This is a genomic window from Streptomyces chengmaiensis (assembly GCF_029846775.1).
GTDB classification, from domain to species: Bacteria; Actinomycetota; Actinomycetes; order Streptomycetales; family Streptomycetaceae; genus Streptomyces; species Streptomyces chengmaiensis.
On record NZ_JARWBG010000052.1, the window covers coordinates 1 to 15655 of the forward strand.

A 15655-nucleotide genomic window follows, 5' to 3' on the forward strand; every position below is an offset into this window, starting at 1 on the left:
GATAGGCGCGTGGGCGCGCCGGCTGACCGGCGCCCGGGACGAGCCGTCCCGGGCGCGGCCGCACCAGGCCGAGCCGCCCGCCGCGTCGCCGCCCGCACCCGCCGTGGAGCGCTGGCCCGACCCGGCCGCGGTGCTTCTCGCCGCCCTCGGGCCCGGTCCGCGCCTGTGGGAGCGGGACGCGGACCACCCGGAGGCCATGGTGCTCAGGCTCGGCACCGCCGACCGCGCCGAGTTGCCTTCGGTGCCGGTGACGGTGAGCCTGCGCGAGGCGGGTTCGCTGGGCCTCGCGGGCCCGCGGGCCCGGCTGTCGGGGCTCACCCGATGGGTGCTTGCCCAGCTCGCGGCGCTGCACCCGCCGACGGACCTGGAGATCGTGCTGATCAGTGCGGACCGGGCGAGGAGCCTTGCGGAGCGCAAGGCGGAGTGGGCGTGGCTCGGCTGGCTGCCGCAGCTGCGTCCGGGGCACGGCCAGGACTGCCGCCTGCTGCTCGCCTACGACGGCGAGCAGGCGGCGGCGCGCGGCGCGGAGCTGACGCGCCGTCTGGACGACGGGCCGCTGGGTCCGGGCTGGGCGAACGCCGAGCGGCAGGCCGTCGCCGAAGCGGCCGCCCGGTACACGGGCCCGCGCACGGTGGTCGTCGTCGACGGCGACCCCGGCACGGCCGTGCTGCGCGAGACCGCGGCCCGGCTGGCCGCGGCCGGGGCGGCCGCCGGCATCCATCTGATCGCTCTGGCCGAGACGGCGGCCGCGTCGCCCGCCTCTCCGGTGGCGGTGACGTATGAGAGCGCGTGCGCGCTGTCCCAGCCGTTCCGCGAGTGCGGAGCCGTCGGACTGCTCAGCGGAGACGTCGCCACGGCGCTTCGGGTGATGCGCACGGCCGGCGGACAGCCCGCCGGGCACGGCACGGTGGGCACGGTGGACGCGGTCTCGGCGGCCTGGGCGGAGAGGTTCGCCCGGGCGCTGGCCCCGCTGCGGACGGAGGGTGCTGCGGTCCGACCGGGGCATGCCGCACCGTTGCCCCGGACCGCGCGACTGCTGGACGAGTTGGGGCTGGCCCGCGCCACACCCGCTTCGCTGCTGGCACGCTGGGCCGCCGCGGCGCATCCCGCGGGAGATGCGACGGCCGTCCTCGGCGCGGGCCCGCACGGCCCGCTCGCCGTGGACCTGACCGCGGAGGGCCCGCATCTGCTGATCGAGGGTCCCGCGGGCAGCGGCCGCACCGAGCTGCTGCGCTCCCTGACCGCCTCGCTCGCGGCCGGGGACCGCCCCGACCGGCTCGCGCTGCTGCTCGTCGACGGCGCGGGCGGGGGCGGGGGTGGGGGCGCCGATGGCGTAGCGCCGCGGGCGGGCCTGTCCGCCTGCGCCGAACTCCCCCACGTCACGGACCACTTGTCCGCCTCCGACCCGCTGCGCATGCGGGCCTTCGCCCAGGCCCTGGGGGCGGAGCTGAAGCGCCGGGCCGAGCTTCTGGACGGCGTCGCGTTCACCGACTGGCACACCCTCAACGCCCGGGCCGAGCAAGGCCGGGAGGACAGCACCGGCCGGGAGTACGGCACGAGCGCCCGGCCCGGGGCAGCGGAGCGTCGTGCGGGCCAACGCCGGGCAGCGGAGCCCCCGGCGGCCCGGCCCACGGTCCCGCGCCAGGCAGATGCGCCGCCCGAATCCCCGTCCGCCTTCACACCCGCGTCCGTGTCCACATCGCCGTCCGATGCAGCCCTGTCCGATGCAGCCCCGTCCGCATCACCGGCAGCCCCGGCCGGACGCCCCGGCGAGGCGGCCCCGCCCCCGGACGCACCCCAGCCGGAGGCGTCCGACGCCCCGCACACCGCGCGCCTCCCCCGGCTCGTCGTCCTCGTCGACGACTTCGACGCACTGGTCGCCCCCTCCCTGGGCAGTGCGGGACGCCCCGCCGCCGGGTCCGTCGTACGGGCGCTGGAGGCCGTGGCACGGGACGGCGAGCGGCTGGGAGTGCATCTGGTCGCGGCCTCGGCCCGCCCGGACCGCACGGCGGACACCGACCTGGCGCGCGGGGCGCGGCTGCGCGTCGTGCTGGACCAGCCTCCCTCGCCGACCGGCGCGGGGCCCGACGACCCCTCGCCCGGCCGGGGCAGGCTGGGGCATCCGGACGGCCGGGTGACCCCGTTCCAGGGCGGCAGGGTGACCGGCCGCATCCCCCGTACGGCCACCCTGCGCCCCACGGTCGTCCCCCTCGAGTGGGAGCGGATGGGCGATCCGCCCACCCGCCGCCCCGTGCGCGAACTGGGCAACGGGCCGACGGACCTGGCGCTGCTCGCCAGCGCCCTGGAGCGTGCCGCACGCTCCGTGGCAGCCGTTCCCGCGGCGCCTCTCGCCCCGGTCAACTCCCCTTGAGCCGGGGTCCAGTCGCCGCCGAGAGCGGCGGATCACCGTGCAGCCGGAGGCAGAGCGTCACAAGGGCATCACAGAAGGCGGGCTGACTGCCGGCGCGGTATTGCGGCGTGCGACGGGCCGGGCGTACACCTGTCGGTCACGGGACGCGCCGGTTTCGGTCACCAGCACGCTCGACCCGCGAAACGGCGCATGGGATGCACGCGCACGAAGGAGACGGGGCAGAGATGCGCACAACTCTTTGTACGAGCAAGGCCGCCGTGGTGCTCTGCGCCATAGGCGCGCTCACCCTCACCGGCTGCGGGGACGGCGACGGCGACGGCGACAAGGACGGCGTATCGCCCGGCGACAACCAGACCTCCGCCGCGGCGACCGTCCAACTCCCCAAGCTGGACGGTGAGACGGTCCAGGTCGCCGCGGTCTGGAGCGGCCCGGAGCAGCAGAACTTCACCAAGGTCCTTGACGAGTTCGAGAAGCGCACCGGAGCCGAGGTGACCTTCGTCCCGGCTCAGGACCCGATCGTCAACTTCCTCGGTACGAAGATCGCGGGCGGCAGTCCCCCGGATGTGGCCATGCTCCCGCAGGTCGGGGCGATCCGGCAGGCCGTGCAGCGCAAGTGGGCCAAGCCGGTCGGCCCGGAGGCCATGGCGCAGCTGGAGAAGAACTACGCCCAGGTCTGGCGGGATCTCGGCGCGGTGGACGGCGCCCAGTACGGCGTGTACTACAAGGCCGCCAACAAGTCCCTGGTCTGGTACAACAACACGGCCTTCGAGAACGCGGGCGTGACCCCGCCGAGCACCTGGAAGGACTTCCTCACCACGGCCGAGACGATCTCCGCGTCGGGCGTCACCCCCGTCTCGGTGGCCGGCGCGGACGGCTGGACGCTCACCGACTGGTTCGAGAACGTGTATCTCTCCCAGGCGGGCCCCGAGAAGTACGACCAGCTGGCCAGGCACGAGATCAAGTGGACCGATGCCTCCGTGAAGGACGCGCTGACCACGCTGGGCGAACTGTTCGGCAGGCCCGAGCTGATCGCGGGCGGCGCGGACGGCGCGCTCCAGACGGAGTTCCCGGCGTCCGTCACCCAGACCTTCACCGGCGGCGACCAGCCCAAGGGCGCGATGGTCTTCGAAGGCGACTTCGTGACCGTCAACATCGCCCAGACCGAGGCGAAGATCGGCACGGACGCCAAGGTGTTCCCGTTCCCCGCGGTCGGGTCCGAGCCGCCGGTGGTGACGGGCGGCGACGCGGCGGTGGCGCTGACGGACAGCAAGGGCGCCCAGGCGCTGCTGACCTTCCTGGCCTCCCCGGACGCGGCCGCGATCTCGGCGGGCGCGGGCGGTTTCCTCTCCCCCAACAAGGCGCTTGATCCGGCCGCGTACCCGAACGACGTCCAGCGGGGCATCGCCGAGGCGCTGATCGACGCGGGAGACGACGTCCGCTTTGACATGTCGGACCAGATGCCGCAGTCGTTCGGCGGCACGCCCGGCAAGGGCGAGTGGAAGATCCTCCAGGACTTCCTGAAGAACCCGGACGACGTGGCGGGCGCCCAGCAGAAGCTGGAGTCGGAGGCCGCCAAGGCGTTCAAGAGCTGACGCGGTGGCACCGACCGCCTCCGGGGGCCCGGCCGGCGCACCGGCGCCCCCCGTGGACAAGCGCAGGAGCACGGCCCGCAGGCACCGGGCGGTCGCGGCGGCGTTCCTGCTGCCCGCGCTGGTGCTGCTGGGCGCGCTCGTGGTCTACCCGATCGGGTACTCGCTGTATCGCTCGTTCCTCGACCGGACCGGGGACTCGTTCGCCGGGCTCGACAACTACGCGGCGATCTTCTCCGACGACACGACCTTCACCGCGGTGAAGAACACGGCCATCTGGGTGGTGCTGGCCCCGACCGTCGCCACTGCGCTCGGTCTGATCTTCGCCGTGCTGACCGAACGCGTCCGCTGGGGCACGGCGTTCAAGCTGATCGTCTTCATGCCGATGGCGATCTCGATGCTGGCCGCCGGCATCATCTTCCGGCTCGTCTACGAGCAGGACCCGGACCGCGGGGTCGCCAACGCGGTATGGGTGGGCGTCCATGACACCTTCTCCGAGTCGGCCGGCTTCCCCAAGGCCCGTCCGCTGCCCGTCCATCCGCTCGAGGCGGGCGAGGACGGGGCCTTTGTCACCAAGGAGCCGGTGTCCGCGGGCGTTTCGGTCCGGCTGCCGCTGATCGGGGTGTCCCCGGCGAGGATGCCGTCGGACGCCCGGCCCGCGCGTGAGGCGGAGCCCGCCGCCGACGGCACGGTGACCGGCACCGCCTGGCTGGACTTCACCCGGGGCGGCGGCGGGGCCCCCAATGCCGTCGACCCGGCGGAGCTGGGCCTGAAAGGCATCAAGGTGGAGGCCGTCAAGGACGGCGAGGTCGTCGCCTCCGCTCGGGCCGGGCCGGACGGGGTGTTCACCCTGCCCGCCTCCGCCGACGGCGCGACGCTTCGGCTGCCCGGCGAGAACTTCCGCGAGCCGTACAACGGCGTCAACTGGCTCGGCCCGACGCTCGTCACCCCGGCGATCATCGGCAGCTATGTGTGGATGTGGGCGGGCTTCGCGATGGTGCTGATCGCGGCTGGTCTGGCGAGCGTGCCGCGTGAGCTGCTGGAGGCGGCGCGCGTCGACGGAGCGAACGAGTGGCAGGTGTTCCGCAAGGTCACCGTCCCACTGCTCGCGCCCGTCCTGGTCGTGGTGCTGGTCACGCTGATGATCAATGTGATGAAGATCTTCGACCTGGTCTTCATCATCGCGCCCGGCTCCGCACAGGACGACGCCAATGTGCTGGCGCTGCAGCTGTACCGCTCCTCGTTCGGCACGGACGCGGACCTCGGCCTCGGCAGCGCCATCGCCGTCCTGCTGCTCCTGCTCGTCGTCCCGGTGATGCTCGTCAACATCCGCAGGCTGCGAAGGGAGAGCCGCCGATGACCGCGCAGCCCGACACCGTGACGACGCGGGTGCGGACGGCACAGCACCCCAAGGCGCGGCAGTCCCCGGCCGCGCGCGTCGCGGCCCGCGCCGGCGGCGGGGCCGTCCGCGCCTTCCTCGTGCTCGTCGGCCTGTTCTGGCTGATGCCCGCCTTCGGACTGCTGGTCTCCTCGCTGCGCGGCTCGAGCGACATCGCCGGCAGCGGCTGGTGGCAGGTCTTCACCCGGCCCGCGCAGCTCACCACGGAGAACTACCGGCGGCTGCTGGAGAACGAGGCGATCACCGACTCCCTGCTCTCCACCGTCGTGATCACCGTCCCGGCCACGGTGCTGGTGGTGGTGATCGGCGCTCTCGCCGGATATGCCTTCGCCTGGATGGACTTCCCCGGCCGCGACTGGTGGTTCCTGGTCGTCGTCGGCCTCCTGGTGGTCCCCGTGCAGGTCGCCCTCGTGCCGGTTTCCAAGCTGTTCGGCGTCGTCGGGATCTTCGAGACCACGCTCGGAGTGGTCCTGTTCCATGTCGCCTTCGGCCTCCCCTTCGCGATCTTCCTGCTGCGCAACTTCTTCGCGGAGATCCCGCGGGAGCTGCTGGAGGCCGCACGCCTCGACGGAGCGGGCGAGATACGGCTGTTCGCCCGGGTCGTGCTGCCACTGGGCGCACCCGCGATCGCCTCGCTGGGGATCTTCCAGTTCCTGTGGGTGTGGAACGACATGCTCGTCGCGCTGATCTTCGCGGACTCCGAGAGCGCGCCCATCACGGTCGCCCTGCAGCGCCAGGTGCGGCAGTTCGGCAACAACATCGACGTCCTCGCCCCGGGAGCGTTTCTCTCCATGGTCATTCCGCTGGCCGTGTTCTTCGCCTTCCAGCGCCAGTTCGTCTCCGGCGTCATGGCGGGAGCGGTCAAATGAGCGGCGCACGGCCCGCACCGGAGCGGTGCACCGGAGCCGTGAAGCGTCAACCGCGTGCGTAAATCCGTCGCACCGACGACGAGTTGACGCGGGCGACGGTCTTGAGGCCTGTTCACCGGGCCGTCGCCCGCTGTACGTCCCCCGTCTGCAGCAGACGGCGTAACCAGGTCATCCCATCAGACGTTCTCGGGCCAACTGCCCGCGCCAAACGACTGGATATGTGCCGTGCCCCGGTTCAGCGTCATCGTCCCCGCGTTCAAGGTCCAGGCCTATCTGCACGCATGCCTGGAGTCGGTGCTGAGCCAGAGCTACGACGGCCTCGAACTGATCGCCGTCGACGACTGCTCCCCCGACGCCTGCGGAGCGATCATCGACGAGTTCGCGGCCCGCGACCCCCGGGTGCGCCCCGTGCATCTGCCGCGAAACGCGGGCCTCGGCCCGGCCCGCAACGCCGGACTCAAGCAGGCCCGCGGCGACTACGTCATCTTTCTCGACGGCGACGACACCCTGGTCCCCGGCGCACTGCGCGCCATCGCCGACCGGATCGAGGCGACCGGTGCACCCGAGGTGCTGGTCTTTGACTACGCCCGCACCTACTGGACGGGCCGGACGGTGCGCAACAAGCTCGCCGCCCTCCTCACCGAACAGGGCCCGGCCCCCTTCCGGCTCACCGACCGCCCGGAACTGCTGAAACTGCTGATGGTCGTGTGGAACAAGGCGTACAAGCGGGAGTTCATCGAACGCGAGGGCCTGACCTTCCCACCCGGCTACTACGAGGACACCCCCTGGACCTATCCGGCGCTGCTGACCGCCGACTCCCTCGCCACACTCGACCAGGTCTGCGTCCACTACCGGCAGCGCCGCCAGGGCGGCAACATCCTGGCCACCGCCGACCGCAGGCACTTCGACGTCTTCGACCAGTACGACCGGGTCTTCGCCTTCCTCGCCGACCGGCCCGCACTCGCCCGGTGGCGGCCCGTCCTCTTCCGCCGGATGCTGGACCACTTCGCGGCGATCGCCGCCTCCCGGGGGCGGCTGCCACACGGCAGCCGCCCCGAGTTCTTCCGCCGGGCCCGCGCCCACTGCCGCCGCCACCGCTGTCCCGGCGCGGCCCCCGCGGGCCGCGACCGGCTGCGCCACGCCCTCCTCGGACTCGGACTGCGCCGCACCTTCACCACCCTGCGGAGCCTGAACCGGCTGCGCGCCCGGACGCGCAGGGCCGCGGCCACGGGCGTACAGGCGCTGCGCGCCGCCGCGCTGCGGCTGCACTACCGCATCCAGCTCCGGCTGCCGCTGCGGCCGGGGCACGCCGTCTTCTCCGCGTACGGAAGCCGCGGCTACACCTGCCACCCCGCCGCGATCGAGGCGAAAGCCCGGGAACTCGTCCCGAAGCTGCGCACCGCCTGGGTCTGCGACCCGGAGCACGCGCACACCGTCCCCACGGCCGCCCGCCGGCTGCGGCCCGGCGGCTTCGCCTGCCTCACCGCCCTGGCCCGCGCCACCTACCTGGTCGGCAACACCGGCCTGGTCAGCGACACCGGCCTCGACCTGCGGCCGGTCAAACGGCGCGGGCAGATCATCCTCCAGACCCACCGCGGCACCCCGTTGAAGTCCATGGGACTCGACCTCCAGGAGCGCCCGGCGGCGGGCGGTCGCACGGATTTCGAGCAGCTCCTCGCCGACGCCGACACATGGGACTACTCGCTCTCCGCGAACCGACACTCCACGCTGGTGTGGGAGCGGGTCTACCCGGCCGCCGCCACCGTCCTGGAGTACGGCGCTCCGCGCAACGACGTGTTCCAGCGCGCCGACGCCGACGACGTGGCCGCGGCGCGCGCGTCCCTGGGCCTGCCGGAGGGCACCGTGGCCGTGCTGTACGCGCCTGCCCACCGCGACTACCGCCGCACCCAGCGCTCCCCGCTGGACCTGGAACGGCTCGCGACCGCGCTCGGCCCCCGTTTCACACTGCTCACCCGCTCGCACCGCCTCGGCGACGGGCTGCCGGCCCCGGCCGCCACCGGGAAGCCGCCGCGCATCCTCGACGTATCGGACCACCCCAGCGTCGAGGAGCTGTGCCTCGCCTCCGACACGCTGCTCACCGACTACTCGTCCCTGATGTTCGACTACGCCAACCTGGACCGGCCCATCGTGCTGCACACCGGCGACTGGGAGGCGTACGAGGCGGCCCGCGGGCTGTACTTCGACGTACGGGCCACACCGCCGGGAGCGGTCGCCCGCGACGAGGACGAGCTGATCGACATCTTCACCAGCGGGCACTGGCAGGGCTCACGCTCGGCGCAGCTGCGCGCCTCCTTCCGGGAGCGGTTCTGCCCGTACGACGACGGGCTCGCCGCGGAGCGCGTGGTGCGCCGCGTCTTCCTGAACGAGACGGCGGGGCTGCCGGCCGTCGTCCCCCTCGCCGAGCGCCGGCCGGCCCCGTCCCCGGCGCACCGGCCGCGGGTGCTGCCCCACCAGGCACAGGGCGCAGAGCGCGACGCCTCGACCGTCGTGTCCACCGTCCCCGGGCCGTGAGCCCCACAGCGTCCCCTCAGTCCGCCCGACCCTTGAGAAAGAGCCCGCGCATGCCGCCCCGCCTCAGCATCATCGTCCCCGTCCGCCGTGTGCGCGGAACCCTGCGGGAATGCCTCCGATCCGTGCTCTCGCAGTCCTTCCGGGACATCGAGGTCATCGGAGTGGCCGACGGGTCCCCGGACGGCTCGGACCGGCTGCTCGACGAGATCGCCGACGGCGACCCGCGCCTGCGGGCGGTGCATCTGCCGGAGCCCGCGGGCGCAGAGACCCGGCGCACCGCAGGAGCGGAGCGGGCCACAGGCGACTATCTCCTCTTCCTCGAAGGCGCCCATGTGCTGCTGCCCGGCGCACTGGAGCGCATCGCCGAGCGGCTGGAGTCGGCCAAGGATCCGGACGTCCTGCTCTTTGGGCATCTGCGCACCCCGTTCCGCGGCGTTCCGCAGCCCACGCGCTCGCTCCAGCTGCTGCATGAGACGGGCGCCTCACAGGTGTGCACCCTCGCCGAACACCCCGAACTGCTGGGCGTCGCGGCGGTGTGCTGGAACCGTGCCGTGCGCCGCGACGTCCATCGCGCACAGCGGATCGGCTTCGCGTCCGGACCGGAGGGCGACCGGATGTACGCCCTCGCCACCCTGGTCACCGCGGAGTCGGTCGCCGTGCTGCCGACGCCGTGCGTGGAACACCGCGTACAGCGCCATCTCCCGGCGCTCGCCGAACCGGAGGAGGCCGAGACGTCGCCTGCCGACCTCATCGAACAGTTCGAAGAGCTGTTCACGGCGCTGCGCGACACACCGCGCTTCGCGAAGGTGCACGGCGCGCTGTTCGACGTGGCGGCCCGGGAGCTGCTGGAGGCGTATCCGAGGGCGACCCGGAGACGCCGCTACGGGCGGGCGGTCGCCGCGTTCTGCCGGGTGCACCGGCCGAACGGGCACCAGGAGCGGCGCGGCTTCGCGACGCTGCGGCTGCGACTGCTGTGCGGCGGCCGGGGGGCGCTGCTCGCGGGACTCGACGCGGCGTTCGCGGCCCGCCGCGGGCTGCTGACGCTCACGGCCGCGGCCCGCGCCCGTGCCGTACGGCGGCTGACGCCGCTGTACTACCGGTTGCAGCGGCTGCGTCCGCTCGACCAACGGCTGGCCGTCTACACCGCGTACTGGAACCGCGGTGTGAGCTGCAATCCGGCGGCGGTCCACCGCAAGGCGGCCGAACTGGCCCCGCACATCCGCGGGGTGTGGATCGTCTCCGCCAAGGCCGCGGCCGCCGGGCTGCCGCCGGGCGTGGACCATGTGGTGCCCGGCACCCTCCGCTACTGGTCGGTGCTCGCCCGCGGCACATACTTCATCAGCAACGTCAACTTCCACAACCACCTGGTCAAGCGGCGCGGCCAGATCCATGTGATGACCCACCACGGCACTCCGCTGAAGGTCATGGGCATGGGCCAGCAGGAGTACCCGGCCGCGGCGCAGGGCATGAACTTCCGCGGCCTGCTGCACCGCGTCGACCGGTGGGATCTCAGCCTGTCGTCCAATCCGCACTCCACGGAGGTCTGGTCACGGGCCTACCCCGGGGCCGTACGCCATCTGGAATCCGGCTATCCGCGCAATGACGTCCTGGTCAACGCGGGCCCCGACGAGGTCGAGGCGGCGCGGGAGCGGCTCGGCCTCGCCCGGGGACAGCGAGCGGTGCTCTACGCGCCGACCTTCCGCGACTACGAGCGGACCTTCAGCTGCCGGCTCGATCTGGACCGGGTGGTGCGGGAACTGGGCGAACGCGGCGAGGACACGGTGTTCCTGGTCCGCGCCCACTACTTCCACGACGGGTCGGAGCTCGACGGCCGCTTCGGGCTGGACGGCCGCTCGGGGCTGATCGACATCTCCGGCCACCCCCGCGTCGAAGAGCTGTTCCTGGCGGCCGACGCGCTGATCACCGACTACTCGTCGCTGATGTTCGACTACGCCCTGCTGGACCGTCCGATCATCATCCACGCCCCCGACTGGGAGATCTACCGCGCGGTCCGCGGCGTCACCTTCGACCTGCTGTCGGGCCTGCCCGGCGACACCCCGGGCGAGGTGACGCGCACGACCGAGGACGTCGTACGGGCCTTCACGGACGGCTCCTGGGACGGGGAGCGGAGCCGCACGCTGCGTGCCGCGTTCCGGGAGCGGTTCTGCGCCTTCGACGACGGGCGGGCCGCGGAGCGAGTGGTGCGCCATGTGCTGCTCGGCGAGGAGACGGTGCTGCCGGTGGCGCCTCCGGCGGGGCGGGGAGCCGCGGGGCCGCTCGCCGCCGTCCCGCACCAGCAGACGGCCGCGGCGGAGGAGCCGGCTGAGCCGCGGGTCGTGGGTTCCGTCCCGCCGCCGCGGTGAACACCGGGGCCCGCGCGCCACGGTGAACACCAGGGCCCGCGGGTCGTGGGCTCCGTCATCCCACCGCCGCAGTGAACCCCAGGGCCCACGCACCACGCTGAGCACCAGGGCCCGCGCGCCGCAGTGAACACCGGGGCCCGCGCGCCGCAGTGAACACCGGGGCCCGTGGGTCGTGGGCTCCGTCAGCCCGCCGCCGCAGTGAACCCCAGGGCCCACGCACCACGCTGAGCACCAGGGCCCACGCGCCACGGTGAACACCAGGGCCCGCGCCGACGCCTAACCTGTCGCGTCGCCCCGCGCGGCCACTCTCCCCGTGGCCTTCGGCCACGGGCGGTGTCCTTTCCCCTCCCCGCCCTTCCCGAAACTGGGGGCAGGCCCCCAGACCCCCCGTACGGCCTGACGGCCGTGTCCTCGGTCTCCCCCGGCTACCTCTGGGAGGTGCCCCAGCGGGCTGGAAATTCCAGCCCTGCCGGCGATTGAGGCACGGGGCCTGGGACCGAGCCCCCGAGAACAAGCCCGGCCGGCGATTGAGGCGCAAACCCAGCCCCGCCGACGATTGAGGCACCGGGCCTGGGACCGAGCCCCCGAAAACAAGCCCCGTCGGCGATTGAGGCGCAAACCCAGCCCCGCTGAGGGCACCTCCATGGGGGCACCTCCATGGGGGCACCTCCCAGCGGTAGCTGGGGGAGGTAGCTGGGGGAGATTGAGGCGCGGGTCCTGGGGCGGAGCCCCGGTCACGGGAAGGTGAGGTCGAGCAACCGGTCGGCCACCACCGCGGCGGCCCGCCCGTCATCCAGATCGCAGAAGGCCTCGCGAAAGGCCTCATACGCCCGCGCATGCCCCGCAACGGCCACCTCCGGCTCCCTCAGCGCCTCGATCAGCTCCCCGCCGTCCGGCACCAACGGCCCCGGCGCCTTCGCCTCGAAGTCGAAGTAGAAGCCGCGCAGCGTGTCCCGGTAGTGCTCCAGGTCGTACGTGTGGAACAGCATCGGCCTGCCCGTGTGGGCGAAGTCGAACATCAGCGACGAGTAGTCGGTCACCAGCACATCGCTGATCAGCAGCAGCTCGGCGACGTCCGGGTAGCGGGAGACGTCCCGGACGAAGCCGCCCGTCTGCGGCAGCCGGTCGCCGACCAGGTAGTGGCGGCGGACGAGGAGCACATGGCTGCCGCCCAGCGCGCGCCGCGCCGCGGCGAGGTCGAGCCGCAGGTCGAGTGCGTAGCGGCCGGCGCCCTTGGGGCGGTCCTCGCGCCAGGTGGGCGCGTAGAGCACGACCGTGCGGCCGGGTTCGATGCCCAGACGCTCCCGCACACTCGCCGCGATCTTGTGCCGGTCCTCGCTGTGCAGCAGCGCATTGCGCGGATAGCCGGACTCCAGCACCTCGCCCTCGTAGCCGAAGGCCCGGCGCAGGATGGGGGTCGAGAAGCGGTTCGGGGAGATCAGCAGATCCCACTGGGCGGCCCGGCGGGGCAGGGAGTCGATGTACGGGCGGTTGGCCTGGGCCGTGTCGAGCAGATCCCGCCCGATGCGCTTGAGCGGTGTGCCGTGCCACGTCTGCACGGTGCGGCGGCCCGTGCCTCGCTCGTACCACTCGGGGAGCTGGGTGTTGGTGACGACGGCCCGGGAACACGCCAGGGCCTCGTGCCACTCGGTGCTGCCGAACGCCACGGGCCGGGCGCCTTCGGGCAGTTGCACCTGCTGGTCGAGTACCGTCCACAGATGCTCGAAGGGGCTGCCTCGGCGGAGCAGCTCCTCGTGCACGGCGCGCGGCGAGTCGGAGTACTGGCGGCCGTCGAAGCTGCTGAAGAGCAGGGTGTCGCGGCGCTCGGGGGCCTGGTTGAGCGCCGTGTACCGCTCGCGCAGCCGCCGCTCGCCGTACGCGCCGCGCTCGCGCACGCCCAGCACGGACCCCGATTCCAGGACGAGTTGGTCGTGGAAGCGCCGGGTGAAGGTGAAGTCGCGGCCGCGGACCCGCTGTACGGCGGGGACTGCCGCGTGCTTGGCGGCGGCGAGTCGCACGGGGCGGCACCGCTCGGGGTCGTGCTCGCCGGTGTCGCGGAAGAAGAGGTACCAGCGGCCCTCGGCCAGCGGCGTCTCACCGCCGAATCCGCCGACTCCGCAGACTCCGGCGGTACCAGCGGTACTGGCGGTACCGTCGACGACGCCGACCGCGGCGGGGGTGAGCTCGGCGCGGAACCGGCCTTCCTCCTCGAACCGGACGTCGAAGACCGCTTCCTCCTGGGTGGCGCTGTGCCGGAGCACCAGCTCGGGCGCGGGGCGGCGGGCGGCGGGCGCGGGGTGGCTGCCTTCGATGACGAGTCCGCCGGAGAAGGTCCAGGCGAAGGCGTCGGCGATCGGGTGGGGGCACTGGCTGCTGAGGGCGAGGTTGCCGGCGGCGGTGGCGGTGAGGACGAGCTCGCGCCCGTCGGCGACGCGGTAGCGGCCGGGGGCCAGGCTGTCGCGTACGCCCAGCGCAACCCGTCCGCCGTCGGCTCGGACGAGCCGCACGGTCCACGGCGTCGCCGTCTCCGCCGTGCCGGCGCCCTCTTCACCCGTGCCCTCGCCCCCCTCGGCCGTGAAGAGCTCCAGGGGCACATCGGCGCGCCATGCGCCCGCCTCGTCCGCCGCGTCGGCCGGCACCTCGTGAGCGTCCTTGGTGCGCCGGTTCTCGATGCGGAGGGCGGTGAACGGCTGCCGGCCCCGCCATGTGATGCGTACGGACGCGGCCCGGCCGTCCCCGGGGCCGTGGCCGGTCAGCAGGGCGGGGACGCGTTCCGCCTTGAGGCGCAGCTTGTTCCCGGACAGTTCGGGCACGATGCGCGTGGAGTCGTCGAGGTAGTGGACGGCGGGCGGGGCCGGGTTGCCCCGCATGCGCAGCGGCCCGCGACGCAGCACCCCTCCGCCGAGGACGCCGACCTCCACGTTCCAGGTCGCGGTGCGTCCGTCGCGCGGCCTGAGCCGGGCCGGGTCGATGACCGTCTCAAAGCCCGCCAGGTCGTAGCGGTGCAGGCTCTGCCGGGAGGCGGCGGTCGCCTCGGGCAGTTCGGCCGGCCGCAGTCGCAGCGGTGCGATCCTCCGCCGGCCGCGGCGCAGCCAGCCGAGGACGCGGGGCCGGCTCCCTTGCTCGGCGGGGAGGTTGCGGATGTAGGCGTAGCCGCGCAGCCGCAGCCGTCCGTCACGCCACTCTGCTTCCACCACGTCCGACAGTACGGGCAGGTCGGATGTGCCCAGCCTGCTGACGTCCTTCGGCAGACCGCCGGTCACGGCGGGGTGCTCGGCGTAGGTCTTTCCGCCGGGCAGGCGCGGGCCGCGGCGGCCGCGGATGTGGAAGGCGTCGCGGCTCTGCCTCTGGTGGGCGAGGAGCGCGAGGAGTTCTTCGATACGGCGTTCGCGGACGAGATGCCATGCGGCGCGCAGGGTGAACGGCAGTCCGTCGAGGACGGACTGCTCGACACCGCGGGCGAACTCCCCGGCGTGGTCGAGGAACGCCCGGTGGTACTCCGTGTCGCCGTCCGGCAGCGCGTCCATGAACAGCTTCAGATCGCTGCTCAGGGCGCTGGAGTCGTAGCGGCGCTTCCCCTCCGGCCACTTCGCCTGCGCGGCGAGGAACCCGCTCGCCGAGGCCACGGAACGGGCCCGGTCGCGCACCGCCGCGGGGCGCGCCCTGCGGGTGGTGATGGAGCCGTCCCGGTCGCGCCAGAGGTAGACGGCGTCGTGCAGCACGTCGACGGAGGCGGCGAGGAAGTGCGCGGGCACGATCACCGGGATGTCCTCGAACAGCACGCCCTCGGGGAAGGCGAAGCCGTGCCGGTCCCAGAAGTCCCTGCGGAAGACCTTGTTGCAGGCGATCCGGTCGTACAGGAGAGGCCAGTGGCGGGTGACGTGCGTGGCGGTGCGGNAGGCCAGTGGCGGGTGACGTGCGTGGCGGTGCGGCTCTTCGCCATCGGCTCGCGGAACATGGGCGACTGCTCACGCTTTCCGCTCGCCCGCAGCCGGAGCACATTGCCCGTGGCGAAGTCCGAGCCGGACCCTTCGAGCGAGGCCACCATGCGCGCGTAGGCGTCCTCGGGGACCATGTCGTCGCTGTCGACGAAGGCGAGATGCGTGCCGACGGCTTCGCGCGCGCCCGCGTTGCGCGCCGCGCCGAGGCCCGCGTTCCGCTGTGACAGCAGCCGGAAGCGCTCGTCGCGTGCGGCGAACGCTCGGGCGATGTCGGCGCTTTGGTCGGTGGAGCCGTCGTCGACCATGACGACTTCCAGGTCCTGGAGGGTCTGCTCGGCCAACGACCGCAGACATGCGTCGAGATAGTCCGCCACGTTGTACACGGGTACGACGACACTGAGCCGAATCGTCATTGGTGCGCACGTCCATTCAACAGCGGCGGATGGCCGGTGGGTTGCTCACAGGTTGCGCGGAGAACAACCTCTCCCGGCGCTTGCAGTCACCCCTCAACGCCCGTGTGGGTGACGCGGCCGCGGAGAACGGCGAAGGGGCGTCCGGATCGCTCCGGACACCCCTTGCGTCGGCTGCCGG

At 73.1% G+C, this 15655-nt stretch carries 8 protein-coding genes; 6 read left to right on the forward strand and 2 right to left on the reverse strand.

Annotated elements, in window-relative coordinates:
• From QCN29_RS30000 to QCN29_RS30025, 6 genes are all read left to right on the forward strand, one after another.
• Positions 1-2371, forward strand: a 2371-nt coding sequence (locus tag QCN29_RS30000) for an FtsK/SpoIIIE domain-containing protein (protein WP_279932109.1), incomplete at its 5' end; no start/stop codon positions are given.
• Between the two features lie 224 nt (positions 2372-2595).
• Positions 2596-3963, forward strand: coding sequence for an ABC transporter substrate-binding protein (locus tag QCN29_RS30005; protein WP_279932110.1), 1368 nt, complete (start codon positions 2596-2598; stop codon positions 3961-3963).
• A 52-nt stretch (positions 3964-4015) separates the two neighbouring features.
• Positions 4016-5320, forward strand: a complete 1305-nt coding sequence (locus QCN29_RS30010) for a carbohydrate ABC transporter permease (protein ID WP_279932112.1) — start codon at positions 4016-4018, stop codon at positions 5318-5320.
• A complete protein-coding gene (locus QCN29_RS30015) occupies positions 5317-6228 on the forward strand; it encodes a carbohydrate ABC transporter permease (protein ID WP_279932114.1) in 912 nt (303 codons plus the stop codon). Before QCN29_RS30010 ends, QCN29_RS30015 begins: the two co-directional genes overlap by 4 nt.
• 225 nt (positions 6229-6453) lie before the next feature.
• A complete protein-coding gene (locus QCN29_RS30020; RefSeq protein WP_279932116.1) occupies positions 6454-8760 on the forward strand; it encodes a bifunctional glycosyltransferase/CDP-glycerol:glycerophosphate glycerophosphotransferase in 2307 nt (768 codons plus the stop codon).
• 50 nt (positions 8761-8810) lie between these two features.
• Complete coding sequence (locus QCN29_RS30025; protein WP_279932118.1) at positions 8811-11123, forward strand: bifunctional glycosyltransferase/CDP-glycerol:glycerophosphate glycerophosphotransferase; 2313 nt, start codon at positions 8811-8813, stop codon at positions 11121-11123.
• Between the two features lie 734 nt (positions 11124-11857).
• Here the strand turns inward: QCN29_RS30025 and QCN29_RS30030 are convergent.
• Positions 11858-14905, reverse strand: coding sequence for a CDP-glycerol glycerophosphotransferase family protein (locus QCN29_RS30030; protein WP_318036750.1), 3048 nt, complete (start codon positions 14903-14905; stop codon positions 11858-11860).
• A complete protein-coding gene (locus tag QCN29_RS36925) occupies positions 14881-15477 on the reverse strand; it encodes a glycosyltransferase family 2 protein (RefSeq protein ID WP_318036751.1) in 597 nt (198 codons plus the stop codon). Before QCN29_RS36925 ends, QCN29_RS30030 begins: the two co-directional genes overlap by 25 nt.
• Positions 15478-15655 lie beyond the last annotated feature (178 nt).